Genomic DNA, 21,684 nt, shown 5'->3' on the forward strand with positions numbered 1-21,684 from the left:
ACGTCCCGCTCCACCCCCGTCCCGCTCCACCCCTACCGCACCCCCACCCCTACCGCGGTGCGGGATCGATATGTCGGGTTCCCGGCGGCTGCAGCGTGCGATTTCGATCCCGCATGCCGCGGATGCCGCGGAGGGACGCGTGGGTCAGTGCGTGTATTCCATGAGCTCGACGCCGAGCACGCGGAAGGCGTCGTGCGCCCGCAGACGGTGGGCGATCGAGAGGTCGTCGAAGCATACGACGAGCGAATAGGCGACGCCGGCGCGCGGCCCGGCGAGCACGCCGGCCTCGGCGCGCACGCCACGGTCGCGACCGGTCTTGTTGACGAACAGCAGCCCGTGGGCGTCGTGGTCGTGCGCGAAGGGATCGAGCCCGGTGGATGCCGCGACCAGGCTCAGATCCTGATTGAGGCTCAGCCACTCCGACACTTGGGCGCTCACGGCCGCGTCGACGACCGACGAGTTGACGAGCGCCGAGAACAGCCCGGCGAACTCGCGGGTCGATCCGACGGCGACCTGCGGAGCATCGTCGGGGCCGCGGAGGTCGCGGAACCGGTCGAGCAGAGCGGTGCGGCGCAGACCGAGGGCGTCGATGCGCTCGCGCACTCGATCGTGCCCCACCTTCTGCAGCAGCGCGTTGACGGCGATGGGGTCGCCCGCGGTCGCCGCGAGCACCGCGAGGTCGGCGAGGGGCAGGGCCGGGGCGTGCAGGTGACGCCACAGGCCGGACGACGAGACCTCATCGACGCTCGTGCGTTCGATGATCTCGAGCGGGTCGAGCGCGCCGCTCTCGAAGCCCGCGGCCACTTCGATGAGCAACGGCACGACACCGAGGCCGCCCACGGGCATCGTGACGTGGTCGTCGCCCGAGAGGACGTGCTCGTGGGAGTCGAGGTCGACGACGTGCACCGACACCTGCGCACCGGACTGCGCGAGATTCTCGAGTGCCCGCAGCGTGGCCGTGAACGAGCGACGACCCACGGCCGCCCGTCGGGGGAGGCGCCGGTGCGGGCGCTGCGATCCGCGCAGCACCGCGCGGGGGCCGTCGACCGGCTCCGGATTCGAGGAGGAGAGAGCGCCCACGCGTGATCCTTACGGGGGATGGGATGTGGGGGATGCCGTGAGCTCGTCCGCACGGCACGGATATCGTACCCCCGCCGTGCGGACGGCCTCATGGTGCGAGGCGATTGGTCACCAGATCGTCACGCGCTCGTTCTCGTCGAGCCAGAGTGCATCGCCGGGCGTCACGTCGAACGCGCGGTAGAACGCGTCGATGTTGCGCACGATCTGGTTGCAGCGGAACTCGTTCGGGGAGTGCGGGTCGATCGTGAGCAGACGCAGGGTCTCGGCGTCGCGGCTCTTCTGCTGCCACACCTGCGCCCAGGAGAGCAGCAGGCGCTGCACCCCGGTCAGACCGTCGATGACGGGAGCGTCAGCGCCGTGGAGCGACAGCTCGTAGGCCTTGAGCGCGATACCGAGACCGCCCAGGTCACCGATGTTCTCGCCGATCGTCAGCGCGCCGTTCACGTGGTGCGCGGCGTCGAGCCCCTCCGGCACGAGCGCGTCGTACTGCGCGATCAGAGCCTTGGTGCGCTCCTCGAACGCCGCGCGGTCAGCATCCGTCCACCAATCCTCGAGGCGGCCTTCGCCGTCGTAGCGGCTGCCCTGGTCGTCGAAGCCGTGACCGATCTCGTGGCCGATGACGGCGCCGATCCCTCCGTAGTTGGCGGCTGCGTCTCGGCCCGCGTCGAAGAACGGGTACTGCAGGATCGCGGCGGGGAAGACGATCTCGTTCATCGACGGGTTGTAGTACGCGTTGACCATCTGCGGCGGCATGTGCCACTCGTCGCGATCGATCGGCGCGCCGACCTTGTCGATGTTGCGGTCGTGCTCGAAGATCGCGGCGCGGCGCACGTTGCCGAACAGGTCGTCGCGGTCGATCTCGAGCGAGGAGTAGTCGCGCCACACCTCGGGGTGACCGATCTTGGGGGTGAAGGAGTCGAGCTTGGCGAGGGCGCGCTCCCGCGTCTCGGGGGTCATCCACTCGAGGTCGGTGATGCTGCGTCGGTACGCCTCGATAAGGTTCGCCACGAGCTCGTCCATCGCGGCCTTGGCCGTCGGCGGGTAGTGGCGCTCGACGTAGACCTTGCCGATCGCTTCGCCCATGGCGCCCTCGGTCAGCGAGACGCCGCGCTTCCATCGCTCGCGGATCGTGGGCACACCGGTGAGCTCGGTGCCGTAGAACGAGAAGTTCTCCTGCACGATCTCGTCGGTGAGGTACGGGGCCGCGGCGTGCACGGCCTTGGCCCGGAGCCAGGCCTTCCAGTCGTCGAGACGCGCCTCGACGAGCAACGAGCCCAGACCCTCGAAGAAGCTGGGCTGGGCCACGACGACCTCGTCGAAGGCGGCCGGGTTCGACGGCGTCACGGCCTCGCGCCAGGGCGTCAGGTCGACGCCCGCGAGAGCCTGCAGCTCGTCCCAGGTCTTGAGGTTGTAGGTGGCGACCGCGTCGCGGCTGCGCACGTTGTCCCAGTGGTGCGTCGCCAGCTCGGTCTCGAGCGCGATGGAGCGCTCGGCCTGCCCCTCGGCCTCCGCCACCCCCGCCAGTGCCAGCAGACGGCCGAGGTGCGCGCGGTACGCGGCACGGGTGCCCTCGAAGGCGTCGAGTCGGAAGTAGCTCTCGTCGGGCAGCGACAGCCCCGCCTGCACCAGCACGGGAAGGTAGCGCTCGGGGTTTCCGGGGTCGCCGTCGACGTAGAGACCGACCACGGCGGCGCGCCCGTCGCGGTCGTACGCTCCGACCGTGCGGAGCAGCGCCGGGATGCCGTCGATCGCGTCGATCTCGGCGAGGGTCTCGGCGAGCGGGCTCGTGCCCGCGTCGGCGATGCGCTCGGTGTCCATGAAGCTGGCGAACAGGTCGCCGATCTTGCGCGCCGTGGTACCGGGCTCGGCCTGCTGCGACTCCTCGATGATCGCGCGCACGTCGGCCTCGGCCTGCTCGGCGAGGAGGTGGAACGAGCCCCAGCGGGCCTTGTCGCCCGGGATCTCGGTGCGCGAGAGCCAGGCGCCGTTGACGTGGCGGTAGAGGTCGTCCTGCGGGCGGATGTCGGAGCTGAACTCGTCGAGGGCGAGGCCCGAAGGAAGCGCGTCTGTCATGCCTTCCACCCTAGGACGGGTCCCCGACATCGTGTCCAGCGGATGCTCTGGAATCACTCCGCGCGACGGCGACCCCACCGGAACCGACGGCGGGGAGGGAGCGGATCCGCCGGCGCGATCGCCGCGGCTCGACGTGCACGGCGCTCGGTCCAGGCCTCCACCTCGGCGTCGACGTCGCGGGTCGTCGTGACCACGGGCGGACCGCCGAGCAGCTGGCGACGCGCCTCGACGACGCGACGGTTGAAGTCGTCGAGCACCGCCCGCACATCGGCCTCCCGACCGAGCAGATCGAGCTGCGCGTCGAGTCCGCGGTCCTCCTCGCGCAGCAGCAGCGCCGGCGGCCCCAGCCCCGTGAGGTTCTCGGTCTCGATCTTGCGGCGGATCCACCAGTCGGGGTCGTGATGGTCGCCGAGCCCCTCGATGGGCTTCCCCGCTCCCGGCAGATCGTCGAACTCGCCCCGGCGGATCGCGACCTGGATGGCCGATTCGATGAACGCCGCCCGGTCGACGGCGGCACCGATCCCGGGCGCCGGCGCGGTTCCCGCCGCCTCACCGGCATCCCCCGCGTCGGATGCCGTCTCGCGCGCCTGCTGCCGGGCGCGGTAGCGCGCCGCCTGCTCGCGGGGGTCCGTCATGATGCTCCGTTCTGCCGCATCCGGGGTCTTCCAGCGTACGACGGCGCCACCGGAGCGGCTCCGGGTCCCGCGCGGTGTCGGCGGCAGCCCATAGGCTCGGAGGATGGCGACGCGCTCCCTCAACCGAGAGATCCTGCGTCTCGCCGTCCCCGCACTCGGGGCCCTCATCGCCGAGCCCGCGTTCCTCATCGTCGACGCGGCGCTGGTCGGGCACCTCGGCACGACGCCTCTGGCCGGCCTCGGCATCGCCGGCGCCGTGCTGCAGACGATCGTCGGCCTCATGGTGTTCCTCGCCTACTCCACCACCCCCGCCGTCGCGCGCCGTTTCGGGGCCGGGCGCCCCGGCGAAGCGGTGTCGGTGGGTATCAACGGCATGTGGTTGGCTCTCGCCCTCGGCTCCGTGCTCGCGGTGCTCGGCGCGGTGTCGTCGCCGTGGCTGGTGTCGCTGTTCGGTGCGGGCGATGCCGTCGCCGCGCAGGCGAACGACTACCTCGTCATCTCGATGTGGGGTCTTCCCGCCATGCTGATCGTCTTCGCCGCGACCGGCCTGCTGCGCGGCATGCAAGACACGGTGACGCCGCTGTGGATCGCCGGCCTCGGCTTCGGCGCCAACGCTCTGCTGAACGTGCTGTTCATCTACGGTTTCGGCTGGGGCATCGCGGGATCGGCGGCCGGCACCGTCACGGCCCAGTGGGGCATGGTCGGCGCATACGCCCTGGTGGTCCGCCGTCTCGCCACACGGCACAGCGCCTCGCTGCGCGCGCAGCGCGAGGGACTGCGCTCGACCGCGCGATCGGGCGGCTGGCTGTTCCTGCGTACCGTGAGCCTTCGCGTCGCCCTGCTCGCGACCGTCGCGGTCGCCACGGGTGTCGGCACCGCCGAACTCGCGGGGTGGCAGATCGTGTTCACGATCTTCTCGGCGGCGGCCTTCGCGCTCGACGCGCTCGCGATCGCCGCCCAGGCCCTCATCGGCAAGGAGATCGGCGCCGGCGACCCGCAGCAGGTGCGGCGGGTGCTCGCGCGCACCGTGGCGTGGGGCGTCTGGTTCGGCGTACTGGTGGGAGCGGTGATCGCCGCGCTCTCCGGTGTCCTGGGCATCGTGTTCACGGGCGATCCGGAGGTGGCCGCCCTGGTGCAGCCCGCCCTGCTCGTGCTCGCCGTCGGGCAGCCGGTGGCCGGCGTGGTGTTCGTGCTCGACGGGGTGCTGATGGGGGCCGACGACGCCCGCTATCTCGCGATCGCCGGGGGCCTCAACCTCGTGCCGTTCCTCCCCTGTCTCTGGATCATCGCGGCCCTGGGTCTCGACGGCACCGCCGGACTCATCTGGCTCGCGGTGGCGTTCTTCGGGGTCTACCTGCTGGCGCGCCTCGCGACGCTCGGGTGGCGCGTGCGCTCGGGCCGCTGGACCACGCTCGACGCGTGAGCGCGCGCCGCACCACATTCACTCGGCGCGCGTCGCGCCACATTCACTCCGCGTAGCGCCGGCACCACTCGTACATGATCACCGCGGCGGCGGCGCTGGCGTTGATCGATCGCGTCGAGCCGTACTGGGTGATCTCGACATGGGCGGATGCCGCGGCGAGCGCCTCCTCCGACAGCCCCGGCCCTTCCTGACCGAACAGCAGCACGCATCGTTCCGGCAGCTCGGCGCGATTCACCGGGACCGACCCGTCGACGTTGTCGACGGCGACGATCGGCATCCGCTCGCCGGCGGCCCAGGCGGAGAATGCCGCGATGTCCTCGTGGTGCACGACGTGCTGGTACCGGTCGGTGACCATTGCGCCGCGCTTGTTCCACCGTCGACGCCCGATGATGTGCACGGTGTCGGCGAGGAAGGCATTGGCGCTGCGCACGATCGAGCCGATGTTCATGTCGTGCTGCCAGTTCTCGATGGCGACGTGGAACGGATGCCGTCGCGTGTCGAGGTCGGCGACGATCGCCTCCATGCGCCAGTAGCGGTAGCGGTCGATGACGTTGCGCGTGTCTCCGTGTGCGAGCAGTTCGGGGTCGTACTCCTCGCCGTCCGGCCAGTTGGTGGGCCCGCCGGGGAACGGTCCGACACCGTGCGTGGTGCGCTCCGGAGTCTCCTCCGGGGTCTCGGCCGTCGACTGCTCTTCCATCCCGCCAGGCTAGCCGCCTGGTCCACAGCGGGTATTTCGGCGCACCGAAAAGTTGGCTAGGGTTTCGGTGTGCCGAAAAATCCCCGTGTGATCGAGAAGCCCCGCCCGGCGGCCGCGCCGCCGCGCAGCCTCTGGCTGCTCGGGCCCGCACTCGTGGCCGGAGTCGCGTACCTCGATCCCGGCAACGTCGCGAGCAACATGACGGCGGGGGCGCAATACGGCTACCTGCTGGTGTGGGTCGTGGTCGTCGGCAACGTGATGGCGTGGCTGATCCAGTACCTCTCGGCGAAGCTCGGCGTCGTGACCGGTCAGAGCCTCCCCGAGGTGCTCGGGTCCCGACTGCGCAACCGCTGGGCTCGTCGCGCGTACTGGCTGCAGGCCGAGCTGGTGGCGATGGCGACCGATCTCGCCGAGGTCATCGGCGGTGCCGTCGCGTTGAATCTGCTCTTCGACGTGCCGCTGCTGCTCGGCGGGCTCATCACCGGCGCCGTCTCGATGGTCCTCCTCGCGGTGCAGGCGCGCCGCGGCGCCCGACCGTTCGAGTTCGTCATCGTCGGCCTCATGGTCATCATCACGGTCGGCTTCGTCGCCGGCGTCTTCATCGCACCCCCCGACCCCGCGGGGGTGGCGGGCGGCCTGGTACCGCGCTTCGACGACACGGGGTCGGTGCTGCTCGCGGCATCCATCCTCGGCGCGACGATCATGCCTCACGCCATCTACGCGCATTCCGCACTCACCCGCGATCGGTTCGGCGCACGCGGCCGACAGCCGGCGGATGCCGAGGCCGAGACCGCCCGCACCGAGGCCGGCCGCATCCGCCGCCTGCTCGCGGCGACCCGGTGGGACGTGACGATCGCGATGATCATCGCGGGGTCGGTGAACCTCGGCATCCTTCTGCTCGCCGCCGCGAACCTCGCCGGCGTCGCGGGAACCGATTCGCTCGAGGGCGCCCACGCCGCCCTCGCCGCCGGCCTCGGACCGGTCGTGGCGACGTTCTTCGCGGTGGGACTGCTGGCCTCCGGCCTCGCCTCGACCTCCGTCGGGGCCTACGCCGGCGCCGAGATCATGCAGGGCCTCCTGCAGGTGCGCATCCCGCTGCTCGCCCGACGCATCATCACCCTCCTCCCCGCCCTCGCGATCCTCGGATTCGGCGTCGACCCGACCCTCGCGCTCGTGCTCAGCCAGGTGGTGCTGTCGTTCGGCATCCCGTTCGCGTTGATTCCTCTCGTGGCGCTGACCGCCCAAAAGCGCACTTTAGGCGTCTGGGCGAACCGGGGATTCACGACCGCCGCGGGTGTCATCGCCTCGGTGCTGCTCATCGCCCTCAACGCCGCCCTGCTCTGGCTCGTGCTCACCGGCGCGTGACGACGGCCGATCCGTGCGCGGATAGGCTCGACGTCATGTCCGCCGAGTCCGCCGATCACCGCGTCCGCCTCCTCACCTGGTTCGCCCTCGCGACCGGCGCGCTCGGGGCGGTGCTCGTCGCCGTGCCCTCGCTGCTCCCGATCGGCGGCCCGTGGGCGCAGCTCGCCCTCGGCATCGTCACCCTGGTGCTCGCGTTCCGCGCCCGACGCATCGGCATCGCCGAGGTCGAGGACTACGACGGACGCCTGTCGCTGCTCGCCGCGATCCTCGGCTTCATCGTGGTCTTCTTCGCCGGGCAGGTCGCGTTCGGGCTGCTCGTCGCCCTCGCGAACTGACGCCAGGGTCGCGCAGGCCCGCCCGTTTAGACTGGGGCGGTGGCATCTCCGGCGGCAGACGACTATCTGAAGACGGTGTACGCGCACACCGAGTGGCAGGACGCTCCGATCACCCCGTCGGTCCTCGCGGGCAAGCTGGGCATCGCCCCGTCGTCGGTGACCGAGATGGTCAAGAAGCTCGCCGCAGCGGGTCTCGTCTCGCACGTTCCCTACGGGGCCGTGCGCCTCACGGATGCCGGAACCCGGCGCGCGCTGGCCATGGTGCGGCGCCACCGCCTGATCGAGACCTGGCTCGTGCAGGAGTTCGGCTACGGCTGGCACGAGGTGCACGACGAGGCCGAGGTGCTCGAGCACACGATCAGCGATCGCCTGCTGGAGGGCATCGATGCGCGTCTCGGACGACCGCGCTTCGACCCCCACGGCGATGCCATCCCCGACGCCGATGGCAACGTCGAGCGGGTGCCGTTCGTCCTGCTGGCGGATGCTCCGGCAGGCCACGCCGGCACCGTTCTGCGGGTCGACGACCGCGACCCCGAGCTGCTGCGCACCCTGGAGGCACTCGGCGTCGACGTCTCGTCGCGGGTGCGCGTGACGGCATCCGGCCTCGAGGTGGACGGTACCGAAGTGGGGCTGCCCGACGGCGCCGCCCAGGTCGTCTGGCTCACCGCCTGACACCCTCTCACCTGCGGGAAACCCGCTCCCTCTAGGCTGAGCACATGGGACAACACCGCGATGACATCGAATGCTGGCTCACCGACATGGACGGCGTCCTCGTGCACGAGAACACCGCCATCCCCGGGGCATCCGAGCTGCTCGCCGGCTGGGAGCGCAACGACATCCCCTACCTCGTCCTGACGAACAACTCGATCTTCACCGCTCGCGACCTCTCCGCCCGCCTGCGAGCCAGCGGCCTCATCGTGCCCGAGGAGCGCATCTGGACCTCGGCGCTCGCCACGGCCGACTTCCTCGCGCAGCAGCTCCCGGGCGGATCCGCCTTCGTGATCGGTGAGGCGGGCATCCTCACCGCCCTGCACGAGGCCGGCTTCATCATGACCGAGACGGCGCCCGACTTCGTCGTCGTGGGCGAGACCCGCAACTACTCGTTCGAGGCGATCACCAAGGCGATCCGACACATCAACAAGGGTTCGCGCTTCATCGTCACCAACCCCGACGCCACCGGACCGAGCGCCGACGGCGTGCTGCCGGCCACCGGGGCGATCGCCGCGCTCATCACGAAGGCCACGGGCAAGGAACCCTACGTCGTCGGCAAGCCCAACCCGATGATGTTCCGTTCCGCGCTCAACAAGATCGGCGCGCACTCGAAGAAGACCGGTATGATCGGCGACCGCATGGACACCGACATCGTCGCGGGGATCGAGGCCGGCCTGCACACGGTGCTCGTCATGACGGGTATCAGCGACCAGGCCGAGATAGAGAAGTACCCGTTCCGCCCGGACGAGGTCGTCGACTCGGTCGCCGACCTGCTGCCAACCGTCACCGAGTCGATCCCCACGCTCGACGAGGACTGACATGGGCGTGCTCGACGACGGCGAGCGCGTCACGGCCGCGGATGCCGGGGCCTGGCGTGCGTGGCTCGAGGAGAACCACACCCGCCCGCACGGCGTCTGGCTGATGCGTGCTCGCGGAGCCGCGAGCGACGGCATCTCCTACGACGACGCCGTGCGCCAGGCCCTGTGCTTCGGTTGGATCGACGGACCGGTGCGCGTGATCGCCGGTGACAACGCCCAATGGTTCTCGCCCCGTCGGAGGGGGAGCGGCTGGGCGGCGACGAACAAGGCCCGGCTCATCGAGCTCGAGGCGGCCGGGATGCTCGCGCCCGCGGGCATCCGCATGGTCGAGGCCGCGAAGGCCGACGGGTCGTGGACCCTGCTCGACGGCCCCGAGGCCGGGATCGAGCCGCCGGAACTCACCGCGGCCCTCGACGCCGTTCCCGCCGCGCGGACGAACTGGGATGCATTCCCGCCGTCGGTGAAGAAGTTCGGCCTCACGCAGATCGCGACGGCGAGACGACCGGCGACGCGCGAGGCCCGCATCGCGAAGATCGTGGCGGATGCCGCGGAGGGAAGGCGACCATGACCCAGAGCGACATGCTCTTCCTCGTGCTGATCCTGATCGGACTCAGCTCGATCACCCTGTTCATCGTGCAGTTCGTGCGCTCGCGGCGCCGCGGACCCGGAGACGACCGCGGCGGCAACTGGTGGGAGGGCCCGTGGGACGAGGACGGCCGGCGCTAGTTCGACCGGCGCGCTCCCGCCCCCGCTAGGAGCCCGTGGTCAACGTCAGACCCGAGACGGCCTCGACCGGCTCGGGCAGGCGCAGCGGGCCCGCCCCCGGGGTGATGGTGCCGAGGACGCGCGGCGCGCGAGCACCGGTACCGCCCGGAACGATCGCGGGGACGCCGTGCAGTGTGCACCAGCCGATCAGCGCGAAGAGGATCGCCTCCTTGCTGTCGACCGGGGCGCCGAGCTCGTCGGCGAGCACGACGTCGACGTCGGGCAGGGCCGACCGCAGCCCGTCGAGGATCACCGGGTTGTGGCATCCGCCGCCCGAGACCGCGAGGTAGCGGATGCCGGCGGCGCGCACGTCATCCGCCACGGTGCGCACGGTCAGCTCGGTGAGGGTGCGCACGAGGTCGGCGTCGGAGATGTCGCGCCCCGCGGTGTGGGCCCGCACATAGTCGAGGTGGAAGTGCTCCTTGCCCGTGCTCTTCGGCGCGGCGAGGGCGTAGTAGGGGTCGGCGAGGAGCGCGTCGAGGAGCGCGTCGTCGACGGTGCCCGCCCGGGCGATCGCTGCGTCGTCGTCGTACCCCTTGTGGTTCAGCCCCCGGTCGACGACGACGGCGTCGACGAGCGCGTTCGCCGGTCCGATGTCGTAGGCGGTGATCTTCCCGTCGGCCACGACGGTCATGTTGGAGATGCCCCCGAGGTTGAGGGCGGCAGCGGTCCCGCCGCGACCGCGCAGCAGCAGCTCGTCGAGGAACGACACCAGCGGAGCGCCGTGTCCGCCGGCGGTGATGTCGCGGATGCGCACGTCCGAGACCACGGGCACCCCGACGGCCTCGGCGATCCACGCCGGTTGGCCGATCTGCAGGGTGCCGCGGGCGTGGTCGCCCTCGACCCAGTGGAAGACGGTCTGCCCGTGCGAGCAGACCGCGTCGACTCCCCCGACGGCGGAGGCGGCGTTGGCGGCGACCTCGGCGAACGCCTGACCGATGAGCGTGTCGAGCTCGCAAACCTCGGCGAGCGTCGTCTGCGCCGGCGGCAGCGCCGCGATCAGACGCGCGCGCAGGTCGTCGGCGTAGGGCACGCTGTCGTCGTGCAGCACCGCGCCCGTCAGGGCCCCTCCCTCGATAGCGAAGTCGACCACCGCCACGTCGATCCCGTCGTGCGAGGTGCCGGAGATGAGGCCGAGTACGCGCATGGTGCATCCTTCCGTCGTCGTCCTCCGACCCTACGCGGTATTTGTTAGGACTGTGAACGGATGCATCGCTCGCCGAGACGCGATTCGTCGCGAGACACCAGATTCGGCGCGAGACATCACCGCGCACGTGGGGCCTCGCGCGGCGCGTGGTGTCTCGCACACGCCCTCTGGCGTGGAGGCGACTCGTCCTGCACGGCGCCCCAAAAATTCGTGTTCTCCACAGTTCAGCGGCATGTCCGGGCGCGCGCAGCGGCACGCCGGGGCGGCACGTATCGTCCGTCACGGAACCGGAGTTCAGGTCGCACAATAGGAGGATGTTCGTGTCCGCAGAGACTTTCGCCGTCGTGCTCAGTGCCGTCGGGATCGTGCTGAGCCTCGGAACCGCCATGCTCGCCGGATTCGCGTGGTGCGTGCGGCGCATCGACGCGGTCGAGACGAAACTCACCACGCGCATCGACACGGTCGAGACGAAACTCACCACGCGCATCGACACTGTCGACACGAAGCTCACCGCGCGTATCGACGCGGTCGAGACGAAGCTCACCAATCGCATCGACGCGGTCGAGACGAATCTCACCGCCTGCATCGACGCGGTCGCGGAGGATGTAACGGAACTCACGGTCTCCGTCGCCCGCATCGAGGGCCCCGCTCGACACCTGTTCGTGCCGGGTCATTGAACGGCCCGAAGAACTAGCGGAGCACGAGGGCCGCGGCGCCGATGAGCGGCCCCTCGTCACCGAGACCCGACCGCACCACCCGCGCACGACGGGAGTACTCGTGCACGGCGCTCGCCGTGAGAGCCTCCTGCACCAGGTCGATGTAGTCCGACGACACCCGCGAGAAGCCTCCGCCGATCGCCACCATGTCGAGGTCGACCAGGGTCGCGGCATCCGCCAGAGCCTCGCCGACCGCCTTCGCCGATCGCTCGATCGCCGCCCGCGCGGTGACATCGCCCGCAGCGGAGTCCCGAGCCAGGTCCTCACCGGTCGATCCGACCCAGCCCTGCGCCTGCGCCCAGGCGACACTGGCCGGCCCGGAGGCGATCTCCTCGAGGGTGAGCCCACCCTCCCGGCGGATCTGCCCGAGGTGGCCGGCGTTTCCGGATGCTCCGGGGATGTACGCCCCGGCGACCACGAACCCCCCGCCGACGCCGGTCGAGACGACGATCGACAGCGAGGCCCGGGCATCCTGCGTTGCGCCGCGCCAGGCCTCGGCGAGCGCGAGAGCACCGCCGTCGTGACCCAGGACCGCGCTCACCTCGCGCCCGAGCACCGCCGAGGCCTCGCGGCGCACGGCCTCGGCGAGGCCGTATCCGTGCGCTCCGGGCATGTTCACGGGCACGATGCTGCCGGTGCGCCGGTCGACGGGCCCCGCGCTCCCCGCGCCCGCGCCGACGAGCTCGGCCCCGTCGGGCAGCGCCGCGAGAGCGTGACGCACGATCTCGGCGACGGCGGCGTCGAGCGAGGCGGCCGTGGCGTCGCGGCCGGTGGCTTGGCGACTGCGGCTGCCCTCGACGAGGGTGCCGTCTTCGGCCACCAGAGCGGCTTCCATCTTCGTACCGCCGACGTCGACGGCGAGGGCGTAGCGGGTCACTGCGGGTCGAGCCCGAGGTCGTCGAGGTCGAATGCCGCACGCCACTCGAGGCCCTCGGCTTCGATGGCGGCCCGCGCACCGGTCTTGCGGTCGACGATCACCGCGACCGCGACGACCTCTGCGCCTTCCTTGCGCAGCGCTTCGACGGCTTTCAGCGCGGACTGCCCGGTCGTGGAGGTGTCTTCGAGCACCACCACGCGCTTGCCGGCGACGTCTGCGCCCTCGATCTGGCGACCGCGGCCGTGGTCCTTCGGCTCCTTGCGCACCACGAACGCGTCGAGGGGGCGATCGGTCGCGACCGACGCGTGCATGACCGAGTTCGCGATCGGGTCGGCACCCAGGGTGAGACCGCCGACGGCGGCGACGTCGAGGTCGCCGATGAGGTCGAGCATGATGCGGCCGATGGCGGGGGCGGCGCGATGGTCGAGCGTCAGTTTGCGCATGTCGACGTAGTACGTCGCCTTCTTGCCGCTGGAGAGGGTGAAGTCGCCGTGGAACACCGCCTCGTCCGTGATGAGGGCGAGGAGGTTCTGACGGTCTGCGTCGAGTGCGGTCACGGCGTCCAGTGTAGAGCGCTCTTGCTATGACTGCGCTGTCATGCTCGGGTGGGTCGTCGTCGCGGCTACTGTCCGACCCCGCAACTAGGCTGGACGCATGCGCTTGGCCACCTGGAACGTCAACTCCATCCGCACTCGTGTCGCCCGCACCGTCGAGTTCGCGGTTCGCGAAGACATCGATGTGCTCGCCATGCAGGAGATCAAGTGCAAGCCGGAGCAGTTCCCGTACGCGGCCTTCGAAGAGGCCGGGTATCAGGTCGAGGTGCACGGCCTGAATCAGTGGAACGGTGTCGCGATCGCCAGCCGCCTGCCCATGAGCGACGTGCGCACCTCTTTCGACGGCATGCCGGGGTTCGCAAAGGGCCATGAGGGTCCGGATGCGCCGCTCGAGGCGCGCGCGCTCGGAGTCATGGTCGACGGCGTGCGGGTGTGGAGCCTGTACGTGCCCAACGGACGCTCGCTGAACGACCCCCACTACACGTACAAGCTGCACTGGCTCGAAGCCCTCAAGACCTCGACCGCCGCCGAGCTCGCCGCGACGCCCGGTCTTCCCCTCGCGCTCGTCGGCGACTTCAACATCATCCCGTTCGACTCCGACAACGGTGACCCCGACATCGTCGAGGGTGTCTCCACCCACGTCTCGCCCCCCGAGCGTGCGGCGTTCTTCGCGCTCGCCGATGCGGGCGTCACCGATGTCGTGCGCCCCCTGCTGCCCGAGGGGTACACCTACTGGGACTACCAGCGGCTCAAGTTCCCCCGCAACGAGGGCATCCGCATCGACTTCATCCTCGGCTCGTCGTCCTTCGCCGACGCCGTCACGGGTGCATCGATCCACCGCGAGGAGCGCAAGGGCGAGCAGCCCAGCGATCACGTGCCCGTCGTCGCCGAAATCGACCTCGGCGGCGCCGACGACGACGGCGACCTGCCCATGATCTTCTCGTGAGCATCCACCCATGCGGCTGATCGCGACCGACCTCGACGGCACGCTCCTCGATTCGTCCTCGTCGGTGACCCCGCGCACCCGGCGTGCGCTCGACGCCGCGCGTGAACGCGGCGTCCACGTGGTGCCGGTGACCGCCCGGCAGCCGATCGGTCTGCGGGCGATCGCCGCGGAGGCCGATTTCCGCGGTTGGGCGCTGTGCAGCAACGGCGCCTACGCCACCCACCTGGCCGACGGGCGCCTGCTGTTCGCCGAAGAGCTGCCCGCAGAGACCCTGCGCTCGCTGGCGCAGGCCCTGAGCGCGAGCATCCCCGACCTTCTCTTCGCGAGCGTGCGCGACGCCGGCGAGACCTTCGTGGCGCAGCAGGGCTACGCGGCGATCGCCGACCACTCCGACCACAAGCGCGACCCGGAGTCGATGGGCGGTGTGCCGCTCGACGCGGTTCTCGACGCCCCGAGCGTGAAGTTCGTGATCCGGCATCCCGAGCTCGCGCCTCCCGCCGTGTTCGAGGCGCTACGGGCCCTCGAACTCAGCGGTTTCGAGGCCACCCTCTCGGGGGCGCCCTTCGTCGAGGTGATGGCCGAGGGCGTCACGAAGGCGAGCGGTCTCGCCCGATTGTGCGCGCACCTCGACATCGACCGCGCCGACGTCGTCGCGTTCGGTGACGCGTTGAACGATGTCGAGATGCTGCGCTGGGCGGGTCGAGGCGTGGCGATGGGCGGGGCCAACGAGGCCGTGCGCGACGCGGCCGACGAGCAGACCGTGTCGAACGACGACGACGGAGTCGCGCGGGTGATCGAGCGGATGCTCGCCGAGCACTGACCGGCCGGAGTCAGAACCCCGGCGACGTCGACTCGGGCGCGGTCATCGACCCTCGGGGGAAGAGCCGCCGCCGGAAGAGCCGCCGACGGAAGAGCCGCCGACGGATGAAGCCGGAGCTCCGCCGCGCAGACCGAGCGCCGCCCCCACCCCCGCGGCCGCGACGAGAACGGCGACGGCCCCGATCCCGAGCGCCGGTACGGTCGCGGTGGCCACGGCTCCCGCAACCAGCGGGCCGCCGGCGTCGCCGAGCTCGCGCCCGAGTTCCGCGCTGCCCATGGTGCGCCCCATGCGCTCCGGGGGCGTCGTCGCAGCGAGGTGCGAGAAGGCCACGGGCGTCGCGATTCCCACGCCCGCGCCGACGAGCACCGCCGTCACCACGAGCGCCACGGGATGGGGCAGGAGGGCGGCGAGCGCGATGCCGACCGAGATCAGCAGAAGACCGAAGAACATCGCGGCGCGCACCGAGACCCGCCCGCGGTCGTGGGCGGCACCGGTGAGCGGTTGGAGGATGCTCGACACCACCGCGAGCACGGTCACGATCGCCATGCTCCCGACCGTGCCCAGCCCGATCTGCCGCCCCAGCAGAGGGAGGAAGCCGACGGCCACGGCGAGCGCGCCGGTCGTCGCGGCGAGCACCAGCGTCGGGACGAGGAAGCCCGGGGCGGTGAGCTCGCGCCCGAGGTCGGCCAGCGTCACACGCTTGCGGGGAAGGACGGGCACGGCGGGCACGGCGACCGCCACCCACACGGCGGCAGCGAGACCGATCACCGCGAGGGCCCAGAACAGCAGCGGGAGGCCGCCCCACACGACGAGCACGGCGCCGAGCAGGGGTCCCAGCGCGTAACCGAGGCTCTTCCACGAGCCGTACCGGCCGAAGTACCGTCCCCGCGTGCTCTCGTCGGTCAGCCGGGCGACCGCCGCCGAGGAGGCGGGCGAGAAGGCGGATGCGGCGGCACCCTGGCCGAACCGGGCGACGACGAGGCCGACCATGCCGGGGACCGTCGCCCCGACGACCGAGAAGGCGGCGAAGGCGAGCAGCCCGCCGACGACGACGGGGCGCACCCCCACCCGGTCGCTCACCGCGCCGAACAGCGGCTTGAGCAGCACCTCGGCGAGGTCGTACAGCGCCAGAGTCAGGCCGAACGCGAGCAGCGTCCATCCGATGTCCTCGGTCTCGGCGCCGAGCGCCGCGGCGATGCCGTGCGCACCGAAGGCGGTCGTGAAGCCGGCGAGGTACAGGGGGGCGAGGCGAGGGCGCGGCGCTATGGTCACGCTCGATTCTGTCATCCGCCGTGCGGGGGATGCCGCACCGCGCCTCCGCCCCTACGGTGGAATCATGCCCGCCGAGTTCACGCGCACCCCGACCGCGCGCGACCACCGCAACGACCTGCTGCTGGCCGCCGTGCTGTTCGTCGGCGCGGTGCTCAGCGCCGCCCTCTCGTCGATCTCGCAGATCTACGGCGACGAGCAGGCCGAGCTGTGGACCGCGCTGGTCTACGCGGTCGTCGTCACCGCTCCCCTCGCGGTACGCCGCCGGTGGCCTGCCGCCGTCGCGATCGTCGTCTCGGTGGCGTACTTCGTCGCCGTCACGATCCGCGTGCCCGAGATCTATGTGGGCAATATCGCCATGTTCATCGGCCTGTACTCGGTCGGCGCCTGGATGAGCAACCGTCGCGCCGCCCTCCTCGTGCGCGTCGGCATCATCGTGGGCATGTTCGCCTGGCTGATCGTCACCTCGTACCGCGACGCGATCGGTCAGGCCGACGAGGCCGAGGTGGTCGCGGGTGCGATGTCGCCGTACGTGGCGTTCATGCTCATCCAGATCCTCCTCAACATGCTCTACTTCGGTGGCGCGTACTACTTCGGCGACCGCTCCTGGCAGGCGGCGCAGCAGCGCGCGGTGCTCGAGGAGCGCACCCGCGACCTGGAGCGCGAGCGCGAGGTCACCGCCGCGCAGGCCGTGGCCCTCGACCGCGTGCGCATCGCCCGCGAGCTGCACGACGTCGTGGCGCACCACGTGTCGGTGATGGGCGTGCAGGCCGGGGCGGCCCGACTGGTGATCGACCACGACGCGGCCCGCGCCAAAGGCATCCTCGCCGGTATCGAGGGGTCGGCCCGCGACGCGATCGGCGAGCTGCGGCAACTGCTCGAGACCTTGCGCACCCCGGGGGGCGAGACGACCGATGCCGGCTCGACCGTCGGCCTCGACGACGTCGGCGACCTCGTGGAGTCGTCGGTGGAGGCCGGACTCCCGACCACGTTCCAGGTGATCGGCGAGGCGGCGGATGTGCCGCCCCTCGTCGCGGTCAACCTCTACCGCATCGTGCAGGAGTCGCTCACGAACGCCCGCCGGCATGCCGGCCCCGGCGCGACAGCCGACGTGCGCGTGCGCTACGACGACGAGGGCGTCGAGGTCGAGATCGTGAACTCGGGCCGTCGGGTGAGCCAATTGCGCCCCGGTCTCGGGCAGCTCGGCATGCGCGAACGCGCCGTCGCCTCCGGGGGCACGATCGAGGTGGCGCCGCGTCCGCAGGGCGGGGTGCGGGTGCGCGCCCGGGTACCGTTGTCGACGACTCCCACCCCGCAGAGGACCTCCGCATGACCGATGCCCCGATCCGCGTTCTCCTGGTCGACGACCACGCCATGCTGCGCGCCGGGTTCCGCACGATCCTCGAGACGCAGCCCGACATCTCGGTCGTCGGCGAGGCGTCGACCGGGCGCGAGGCGATGGCGCAGGCCGCCGCGCTGCGCCCGGACGTGATCACGATGGACGTGCAGATGCCCGATATGGACGGCATCGAGGCCACCCGCCGGCTGGTCGCCGACCCCGATCTCACCGCCTCCATCGCCATCGTCACCACCTTCGACCGCGACGACTACCTGTATCAGGCGCTCGACGCCGGTGCGAGCGGGTTCCTGCTCAAGAACGCGGGAGCTGACGACCTCATCGCCGCAGTGCGCGCACTGGCCGTCGGCGACGGGATGCTCGCACCGGAGGTGACCCGGCGCGTCCTGGCGCGGTTCGCCGGGGCGGGCGATGGAGGGCGCACGGCGACGACCACCCCCGCCGGCGGCACCGAGCGACCCGCCGATGCCTCCACCGGTGCGGCCGCGGCGATCCCGAGCGCGAACACGTCCGACGAGCCGGCCGCAGGCCCACGCGCGGGCCACACGGCCCCCACCGCCGCCGACGGGTCCGCCGGCATTCCCACGCTCGTCGAGCCATTCACCGATCGCGAGGCCGAGGTGCTCGCCCTGCTCGCCGATGCCCGCAGCAACGCCGAGATCGCGACGGCGCTGTACATCGGCGAGGCGACCGTGAAGACGCACGTGTCGCGCATCCTGCAGAAGCTCGGCGCCCGCGACCGCGTGCAGGCCGTGGTGCTCGCGCACCGGCACGGTCTCGCATGACGTCACCCGACGCTCGACCGGGCATCTCCCGCCCCCTCGTCGCCGGCGTCGTGACGGCGCTGGTCGGCTTCACCAGCTCGTTCGCCGTCGTGCTCACCGGCCTGTCGGCGGTCGGGGCCTCGGCCGCTCAGGCCGCCAGCGGCCTCCTCGCGGCGAGCATCACGATGGGGCTCGCGTGCATCGTGCTCGCGTGGCGGTACCGCATGCCGATCACCGTGGCGTGGTCGACGCCCGGGGCGGCTCTGCTCGCGTCGACCGGCGCGGCATCCGGCGCGATCGAGGGCGGGTGGCCCGCGGCCGTCGGCGCGTTCCTCGTCACGGCGGCGCTGATCCTGCTCGCGGCGCTCTGGCCGGCCCTCGGAGCGGTGATCGCCCGCATCCCGCGCTCGATCGCGCAGGCGATGCTCGCCGGTGTGCTGCTCCCCCTGTGCCTCGCGCCCGTGACCGGGATCGTCGAGAATCCCTGGGGTGTCGTGCCGGTCGTCGTGACCTGGCTGATCGCCGCGCGCTTCGCGCCGCGCTGGGCGGTACCTCTCGCGTTCGTCACCGCGGCCATCGTCGTGGCGGTCGCGCTCGTCCAGGCGGGCGCGCCGATCGATCCGAGCATCCTGCTGCCCCGCGTCGAGCTGACCGCACCGACCTTCACCCTCGGCGCGCTCGTCGGCCTCGCCCTGCCCCTGTTCATCGTGACGATGGCGTCGCAGAACGTTCCGGGCGTCGCGATCATGCGCAGCTTCGGCTACGAGGTGCCGTGGCGGCCGGCGATGCTCGTCACCGGCCTCGGCACGGCGCTCGGCGCCCCGGCGGGCGGGCACGCGATCAACCTCGCCGCGATCAGCGCCGCTCTCGCCGCCTCGCCCGACGCCGACCCCGACCCGCAGCGGCGGTGGATCGCCGGCGTCTCGACCGGGGTGTCGTATCTCGTGCTCGGCGCCGCCTCGGCCGCCTTCGCCGCCCTGGTCGTGCTCGCCCCGGCGGCCGTCATCCCGACCGTCGCGGGACTGGCGTTGTTCGCCGCCTTCGGCGCGGCCGTGCAACAGGCTATCGAGGATGCGGGCGAGCGCCTGCCGGCCGTCGTCACGTTCCTCGTCGCCGCGTCCGGTATCCAGGTGCTCGGTGTGAGTGCGGCTTTCTGGGCTCTCGTCGCCGGTCTGGCCGTGCGCGTCGTGCTGCACCCGCGGCGGTAGGTCCGCCGCGGGGCGGACCCCGATGACGCCCGGCCCGGCGACGGCATCCGCTCGCAATCCCCCGTACGGGGGATGCCCGCGCCCCGCCCTGCTCCCTAGCGTGGAGGCATGACCTCAGGAACGCTCCACCTCCACGGCATCACCAAGAGCTACGGCTCGCGGCGCGTGCTCGACGACGTCACCTTCGACGTCGCACCGGGCCGCCTCACGGGCTTCGTCGGCGGCAACGGCGCCGGCAAGACCACGACCATGCGCATCGTGCTCGGACTCCTCTCGTCGGACTCGGGCACGGTCACCCTCGACAACGCGCCCGTCACCGGCGTCGACCGCCGCACGTTCGGCTACATGCCGGAGGAGCGGGGTCTGTACCCCAAGATGAAGGTGCTCGAGCAGATCGTGTATCTCGCCCGGTTGCATGGCATCGGCAAGGCGGATGCCGTCGACCGCGCGACCGACATCCTCACCGAGCTGGGACTCGGCGAGCGCCTGGGCGACACCATCGAGTCGCTCTCGCTCGGCAACCAGCAGCGCGCGCAGATCGCCGCCGCGCTCGTGCACGACCCGAAGGTCATGATCCTCGACGAGCCTTTCTCGGGACTCGACCCGCTCGCGGTCGACGTGGTCGCCTCGACGCTGCAGGCCACGGCCGCACGCGGCGCGGCGATCCTGTTCTCGTCGCATCAGCTCGATGTGGTCGAGCGGCTGTGCGACGACCTCGTCATCCTCGCCGGCGGCACGATCCGCGCGGCCGGGTCGCGTGACGGGCTGCGCGCCGAGCACGCCGGCAGCCGCTACGAACTCGTCTCGGCCGGCGACGCCGGCTGGCTGCGCACCGAGCCGGGCGTCACGGTGGTCGACTTCGAAGGCGGATACGCCCTGTTCGACGCCGACGACGCCGAGACCGCGCAGCGCGTGCTGCGCACCGCCGTCGACCGCGGCGACGTCGCCAGCTTCGCCCCCAAGCATCCCTCTCTCGCCCAGATCTTCAAGGAGGTCATCCAGTGACCGCGCAGACCCCCGGGGGTTCCCCCCTCCGCAGTTCGAACGGCATCTGGCTCGTCGCCGAGCGCGAGATCGGGTCGAAGCTGCGCAGCAAGGCCTTCCTGATCTCGACGGTCATCCTGATGGTCGTCGCCCTCGCGGGAATCGTCATCGGCGGTTTCGCGAGCAAGAGCGCGGCCGACGACAAGACTCCCGTCGCCGTGACATCCGAGACGTCGGCCGCGGTGTCGGCGCTGCCGGGCGTCGAGGTGACCGAGGTCCCCGACGATGCCGCCGCCGAGGCGCTCGTGCGGGAGGAGAAGGTCGACGCCGCCGTCGTGTCGAGCGACGGCCCGACGGGAGTCACCGTCGTCGCACTGACCGATGCGCCGAGCTCGTTGGTGTCGGCCCTGTCGCAGACCCCCGACGTGCAGATCCTCGAGCCCGCCGGCACGAATCCGCTGCTGCGCTACTTCATCGCCCTCGCGTTCGGCCTGGTCTTCCTCATGGCGGCGTCCACGTTCGGCGGCACGATCGCGCAGAGCGTGGTCGAGGAGAAGCAGACCAGGGTGGTCGAGCTTCTGCTGTCGGCGATGCCCGCCCGCGTGCTGCTCGCCGGCAAGGTGATCGGCAACACCATCCTCGCGATGGCGCAGATCCTCCTGCTGGCGGCGGTCGCCACGGTCGGCCTCATCGCGACCGGGCAGAACGACGTGCTCACCATGCTCGGCTCCCCGATCATCTGGTTCGCCGTGTTCTTCCTCTTCGGGTTCGTGCTGCTGGCGTCGCTGTTCGCCGCCGCGGCGTCGATGGTGTCGCGTCAGGAGGACATCGGCGCGACGACGACGCCCATCACGATGCTCATCATGGCGCCGTACATCCTCGTCATCGTCTTCAACGACAACCCGCTGGTGCTGACGATCATGTCGTACGTGCCGTTCTCGGCCCCGGTCGGCATGCCGATGCGGCTGTTCGTCGGCGAGGCGCAGTGGTGGGAGCCGCTCGTGTCGCTCGTGATCCTGCTGCTCAGCTGCGTGGCCGCGATCCTCGTGGGGGCGAAGATCTACGAGAACTCGCTGCTGCGCATGGGCAGCCGGGTGAAGCTGCGCGAGGCTCTGCGCGGCTGACCCCGCAGGCGACGGA

Annotated in this window: 23 protein-coding genes; 15 read left to right on the top strand and 8 right to left on the bottom strand. The window is 71.3% G+C overall.

Annotated elements, in window-relative coordinates; all coding sequences use genetic code 11:
* Positions 1-144: 144 nt before the first annotated feature.
* The 3 genes from RWS82_RS11240 to RWS82_RS11250 all read right to left on the bottom strand — a co-directional run bounded on the left by RWS82_RS11240 (position 145) and on the right by RWS82_RS11250 (position 3,788).
* Complete coding sequence (locus RWS82_RS11240; RefSeq protein WP_314650162.1) at positions 145-1,080, bottom strand: serine hydrolase; 936 nt, start codon at positions 1,078-1,080, stop codon at positions 145-147.
* 108 nt (positions 1,081-1,188) lie between these two features.
* A complete protein-coding gene (locus RWS82_RS11245) occupies positions 1,189-3,153 on the bottom strand; it encodes a M13-type metalloendopeptidase (RefSeq protein ID WP_314650164.1) in 1,965 nt (654 codons plus the stop codon).
* Between the two features lie 53 nt (positions 3,154-3,206).
* The gene (locus tag RWS82_RS11250) at positions 3,207-3,788 is read right to left on the bottom strand and encodes a DUF1992 domain-containing protein (RefSeq protein WP_314650166.1); all 582 of its coding nucleotides are present in this window, start codon (positions 3,786-3,788) and stop codon (positions 3,207-3,209) included.
* Between the two features lie 103 nt (positions 3,789-3,891).
* Here RWS82_RS11250 and RWS82_RS11255 point away from each other — a divergent pair, with 103 nt between their 5' ends.
* Entirely contained in the window at positions 3,892-5,211 is a 1,320-nt protein-coding gene (locus tag RWS82_RS11255) for an MATE family efflux transporter (RefSeq protein ID WP_314650168.1), read from the top strand.
* A 43-nt stretch (positions 5,212-5,254) separates the two neighbouring features.
* Here RWS82_RS11255 and RWS82_RS11260 read toward each other — a convergent pair whose 3' ends face one another.
* Complete coding sequence (locus tag RWS82_RS11260; RefSeq protein WP_314650170.1) at positions 5,255-5,908, bottom strand: TrmH family RNA methyltransferase; 654 nt, start codon at positions 5,906-5,908, stop codon at positions 5,255-5,257.
* A gap of 69 nt (positions 5,909-5,977) precedes the next feature.
* Here RWS82_RS11260 and RWS82_RS11265 point away from each other — a divergent pair, with 69 nt between their 5' ends.
* From RWS82_RS11265 to RWS82_RS11290, 6 genes are read left to right on the top strand one after another with little or no spacing between them, the layout of a single operon-like run.
* The gene (locus tag RWS82_RS11265) at positions 5,978-7,273 is read left to right on the top strand and encodes an Nramp family divalent metal transporter (RefSeq protein ID WP_400190089.1); all 1,296 of its coding nucleotides are present in this window, start codon (positions 5,978-5,980) and stop codon (positions 7,271-7,273) included.
* 35 nt (positions 7,274-7,308) lie between these two features.
* Positions 7,309-7,608: a hypothetical protein gene (locus tag RWS82_RS11270; protein ID WP_314650174.1), complete on the top strand. Its 300-nt coding sequence runs from the start codon at positions 7,309-7,311 to the stop codon at positions 7,606-7,608.
* 39 nt (positions 7,609-7,647) lie between these two features.
* Positions 7,648-8,280 carry a metal-dependent transcriptional regulator gene (locus RWS82_RS11275; protein ID WP_314650176.1) on the top strand — a complete coding sequence of 211 codons (633 nt, stop codon included), beginning with the start codon at positions 7,648-7,650 and terminating at the stop codon, positions 8,278-8,280.
* A 44-nt stretch (positions 8,281-8,324) separates the two neighbouring features.
* Positions 8,325-9,137: an HAD-IIA family hydrolase gene (locus RWS82_RS11280; protein WP_314650178.1), complete on the top strand. Its 813-nt coding sequence runs from the start codon at positions 8,325-8,327 to the stop codon at positions 9,135-9,137.
* 1 nt (position 9,138) lies between these two features.
* Entirely contained in the window at positions 9,139-9,705 is a 567-nt protein-coding gene (locus RWS82_RS11285; protein ID WP_314650180.1) for a YdeI/OmpD-associated family protein, read from the top strand.
* Positions 9,702-9,863, top strand: coding sequence for a hypothetical protein (locus RWS82_RS11290; RefSeq protein WP_314650182.1), 162 nt, complete (start codon positions 9,702-9,704; stop codon positions 9,861-9,863). The genes RWS82_RS11285 and RWS82_RS11290 overlap by 4 nt, the downstream gene beginning before the upstream one ends.
* 25 nt (positions 9,864-9,888) lie before the next feature.
* Here RWS82_RS11290 and RWS82_RS11295 read toward each other — a convergent pair whose 3' ends face one another.
* On the bottom strand, positions 9,889-11,049 hold the full coding sequence (locus tag RWS82_RS11295; RefSeq protein ID WP_314650184.1) for an anhydro-N-acetylmuramic acid kinase: 1,161 nt from the start codon (positions 11,047-11,049) through the stop codon (positions 9,889-9,891).
* A gap of 314 nt (positions 11,050-11,363) precedes the next feature.
* On the opposite strand from RWS82_RS11295, the gene RWS82_RS11300 reads away from it, so the two are divergent.
* Complete coding sequence (locus tag RWS82_RS11300; RefSeq protein WP_400190090.1) at positions 11,364-11,726, top strand: hypothetical protein; 363 nt, start codon at positions 11,364-11,366, stop codon at positions 11,724-11,726.
* A gap of 13 nt (positions 11,727-11,739) precedes the next feature.
* On the opposite strand, the gene RWS82_RS11305 is transcribed toward RWS82_RS11300, so the two are convergent.
* Together RWS82_RS11305 and pyrE are read right to left on the bottom strand one after the other, a co-directional pair.
* Complete coding sequence (locus RWS82_RS11305; RefSeq protein ID WP_314650188.1) at positions 11,740-12,642, bottom strand: ROK family protein; 903 nt, start codon at positions 12,640-12,642, stop codon at positions 11,740-11,742.
* The gene (gene pyrE / locus RWS82_RS11310) at positions 12,639-13,199 is read right to left on the bottom strand and encodes an orotate phosphoribosyltransferase (RefSeq protein WP_314650189.1); all 561 of its coding nucleotides are present in this window, start codon (positions 13,197-13,199) and stop codon (positions 12,639-12,641) included. The genes RWS82_RS11305 and pyrE overlap by 4 nt, the downstream gene beginning before the upstream one ends.
* Positions 13,200-13,296: 97 nt before the next feature.
* Here pyrE and RWS82_RS11315 point away from each other — a divergent pair, with 97 nt between their 5' ends.
* Positions 13,297-14,142, top strand: coding sequence for an exodeoxyribonuclease III (locus RWS82_RS11315; RefSeq protein ID WP_314650192.1), 846 nt, complete (start codon positions 13,297-13,299; stop codon positions 14,140-14,142).
* Between the two features lie 10 nt (positions 14,143-14,152).
* Positions 14,153-14,962, top strand: a complete 810-nt coding sequence (locus tag RWS82_RS11320; protein WP_314650194.1) for a Cof-type HAD-IIB family hydrolase — start codon at positions 14,153-14,155, stop codon at positions 14,960-14,962.
* Positions 14,963-15,004: 42 nt separating this feature from the next.
* On the opposite strand, the gene RWS82_RS11325 is transcribed toward RWS82_RS11320, so the two are convergent.
* Positions 15,005-16,234, bottom strand: coding sequence for an MFS transporter (locus RWS82_RS11325; protein ID WP_314650196.1), 1,230 nt, complete (start codon positions 16,232-16,234; stop codon positions 15,005-15,007).
* Positions 16,235-16,298: 64 nt separating this feature from the next.
* Between RWS82_RS11325 and RWS82_RS11330 the strand changes: the two genes are divergently transcribed.
* The 5 genes from RWS82_RS11330 (at position 16,299) to RWS82_RS11350 (ending at position 21,668) form a co-directional block, all read left to right on the top strand.
* On the top strand, positions 16,299-17,564 hold the full coding sequence (locus RWS82_RS11330) for a sensor histidine kinase (protein ID WP_314650197.1): 1,266 nt from the start codon (positions 16,299-16,301) through the stop codon (positions 17,562-17,564).
* On the top strand, positions 17,561-18,373 hold the full coding sequence (locus RWS82_RS11335; RefSeq protein ID WP_314650199.1) for a response regulator transcription factor: 813 nt from the start codon (positions 17,561-17,563) through the stop codon (positions 18,371-18,373). Before RWS82_RS11330 ends, RWS82_RS11335 begins: the two co-directional genes overlap by 4 nt.
* Positions 18,370-19,560: a benzoate/H(+) symporter BenE family transporter gene (locus tag RWS82_RS11340; RefSeq protein ID WP_314650200.1), complete on the top strand. Its 1,191-nt coding sequence runs from the start codon at positions 18,370-18,372 to the stop codon at positions 19,558-19,560. Before RWS82_RS11335 ends, RWS82_RS11340 begins: the two co-directional genes overlap by 4 nt.
* A 108-nt stretch (positions 19,561-19,668) precedes the next feature.
* Positions 19,669-20,565 carry an ATP-binding cassette domain-containing protein gene (locus RWS82_RS11345; RefSeq protein ID WP_314650202.1) on the top strand — a complete coding sequence of 299 codons (897 nt, stop codon included), beginning with the start codon at positions 19,669-19,671 and terminating at the stop codon, positions 20,563-20,565.
* On the top strand, positions 20,562-21,668 hold the full coding sequence (locus RWS82_RS11350; protein ID WP_314650204.1) for an ABC transporter permease: 1,107 nt from the start codon (positions 20,562-20,564) through the stop codon (positions 21,666-21,668). Before RWS82_RS11345 ends, RWS82_RS11350 begins: the two co-directional genes overlap by 4 nt.
* Positions 21,669-21,684: the final 16 nt, after the last annotated feature.

Source organism: uncultured Microbacterium sp. (genome assembly GCF_963528945.1).
In the GTDB taxonomy this organism is placed as follows: Bacteria; Actinomycetota; Actinomycetes; order Actinomycetales; family Microbacteriaceae; genus Microbacterium.

What these genes read in the sequence shown, in the direction of transcription:
- RWS82_RS11340 (WP_314650200.1), top strand. Translation starts at nt 18,370, where the DNA reads ATGACGTCACCCGACGCTCGACCGGGCATCTCCCGCCCCCTCGTCGCC.
- RWS82_RS11290 (WP_314650182.1), top strand. Translation starts at nt 9,702, where the DNA reads ATGACCCAGAGCGACATGCTCTTCCTCGTGCTGATCCTGATCGGACTC.
- RWS82_RS11300 (WP_400190090.1), top strand. Translation starts at nt 11,364, where the DNA reads ATGTTCGTGTCCGCAGAGACTTTCGCCGTCGTGCTCAGTGCCGTCGGG.
- RWS82_RS11295 (WP_314650184.1), bottom strand. Translation starts at nt 11,049, where the DNA reads ATGCGCGTACTCGGCCTCATCTCCGGCACCTCGCACGACGGGATCGAC.
- RWS82_RS11335 (WP_314650199.1), top strand. Translation starts at nt 17,561, where the DNA reads ATGACCGATGCCCCGATCCGCGTTCTCCTGGTCGACGACCACGCCATG.
- RWS82_RS11345 (WP_314650202.1), top strand. Translation starts at nt 19,669, where the DNA reads ATGACCTCAGGAACGCTCCACCTCCACGGCATCACCAAGAGCTACGGC.
- RWS82_RS11330 (WP_314650197.1), top strand. Translation starts at nt 16,299, where the DNA reads ATGCCCGCCGAGTTCACGCGCACCCCGACCGCGCGCGACCACCGCAAC.
- RWS82_RS11255 (WP_314650168.1), top strand. Translation starts at nt 3,892, where the DNA reads ATGGCGACGCGCTCCCTCAACCGAGAGATCCTGCGTCTCGCCGTCCCC.
- RWS82_RS11260 (WP_314650170.1), bottom strand. Translation starts at nt 5,908, where the DNA reads ATGGAAGAGCAGTCGACGGCCGAGACCCCGGAGGAGACTCCGGAGCGC.
- RWS82_RS11280 (WP_314650178.1), top strand. Translation starts at nt 8,325, where the DNA reads ATGGGACAACACCGCGATGACATCGAATGCTGGCTCACCGACATGGAC.
- RWS82_RS11320 (WP_314650194.1), top strand. Translation starts at nt 14,153, where the DNA reads ATGCGGCTGATCGCGACCGACCTCGACGGCACGCTCCTCGATTCGTCC.
- RWS82_RS11270 (WP_314650174.1), top strand. Translation starts at nt 7,309, where the DNA reads ATGTCCGCCGAGTCCGCCGATCACCGCGTCCGCCTCCTCACCTGGTTC.
- RWS82_RS11285 (WP_314650180.1), top strand. Translation starts at nt 9,139, where the DNA reads ATGGGCGTGCTCGACGACGGCGAGCGCGTCACGGCCGCGGATGCCGGG.
- RWS82_RS11315 (WP_314650192.1), top strand. Translation starts at nt 13,297, where the DNA reads ATGCGCTTGGCCACCTGGAACGTCAACTCCATCCGCACTCGTGTCGCC.
- RWS82_RS11245 (WP_314650164.1), bottom strand. Translation starts at nt 3,153, where the DNA reads ATGACAGACGCGCTTCCTTCGGGCCTCGCCCTCGACGAGTTCAGCTCC.
- RWS82_RS11250 (WP_314650166.1), bottom strand. Translation starts at nt 3,788, where the DNA reads ATGACGGACCCCCGCGAGCAGGCGGCGCGCTACCGCGCCCGGCAGCAG.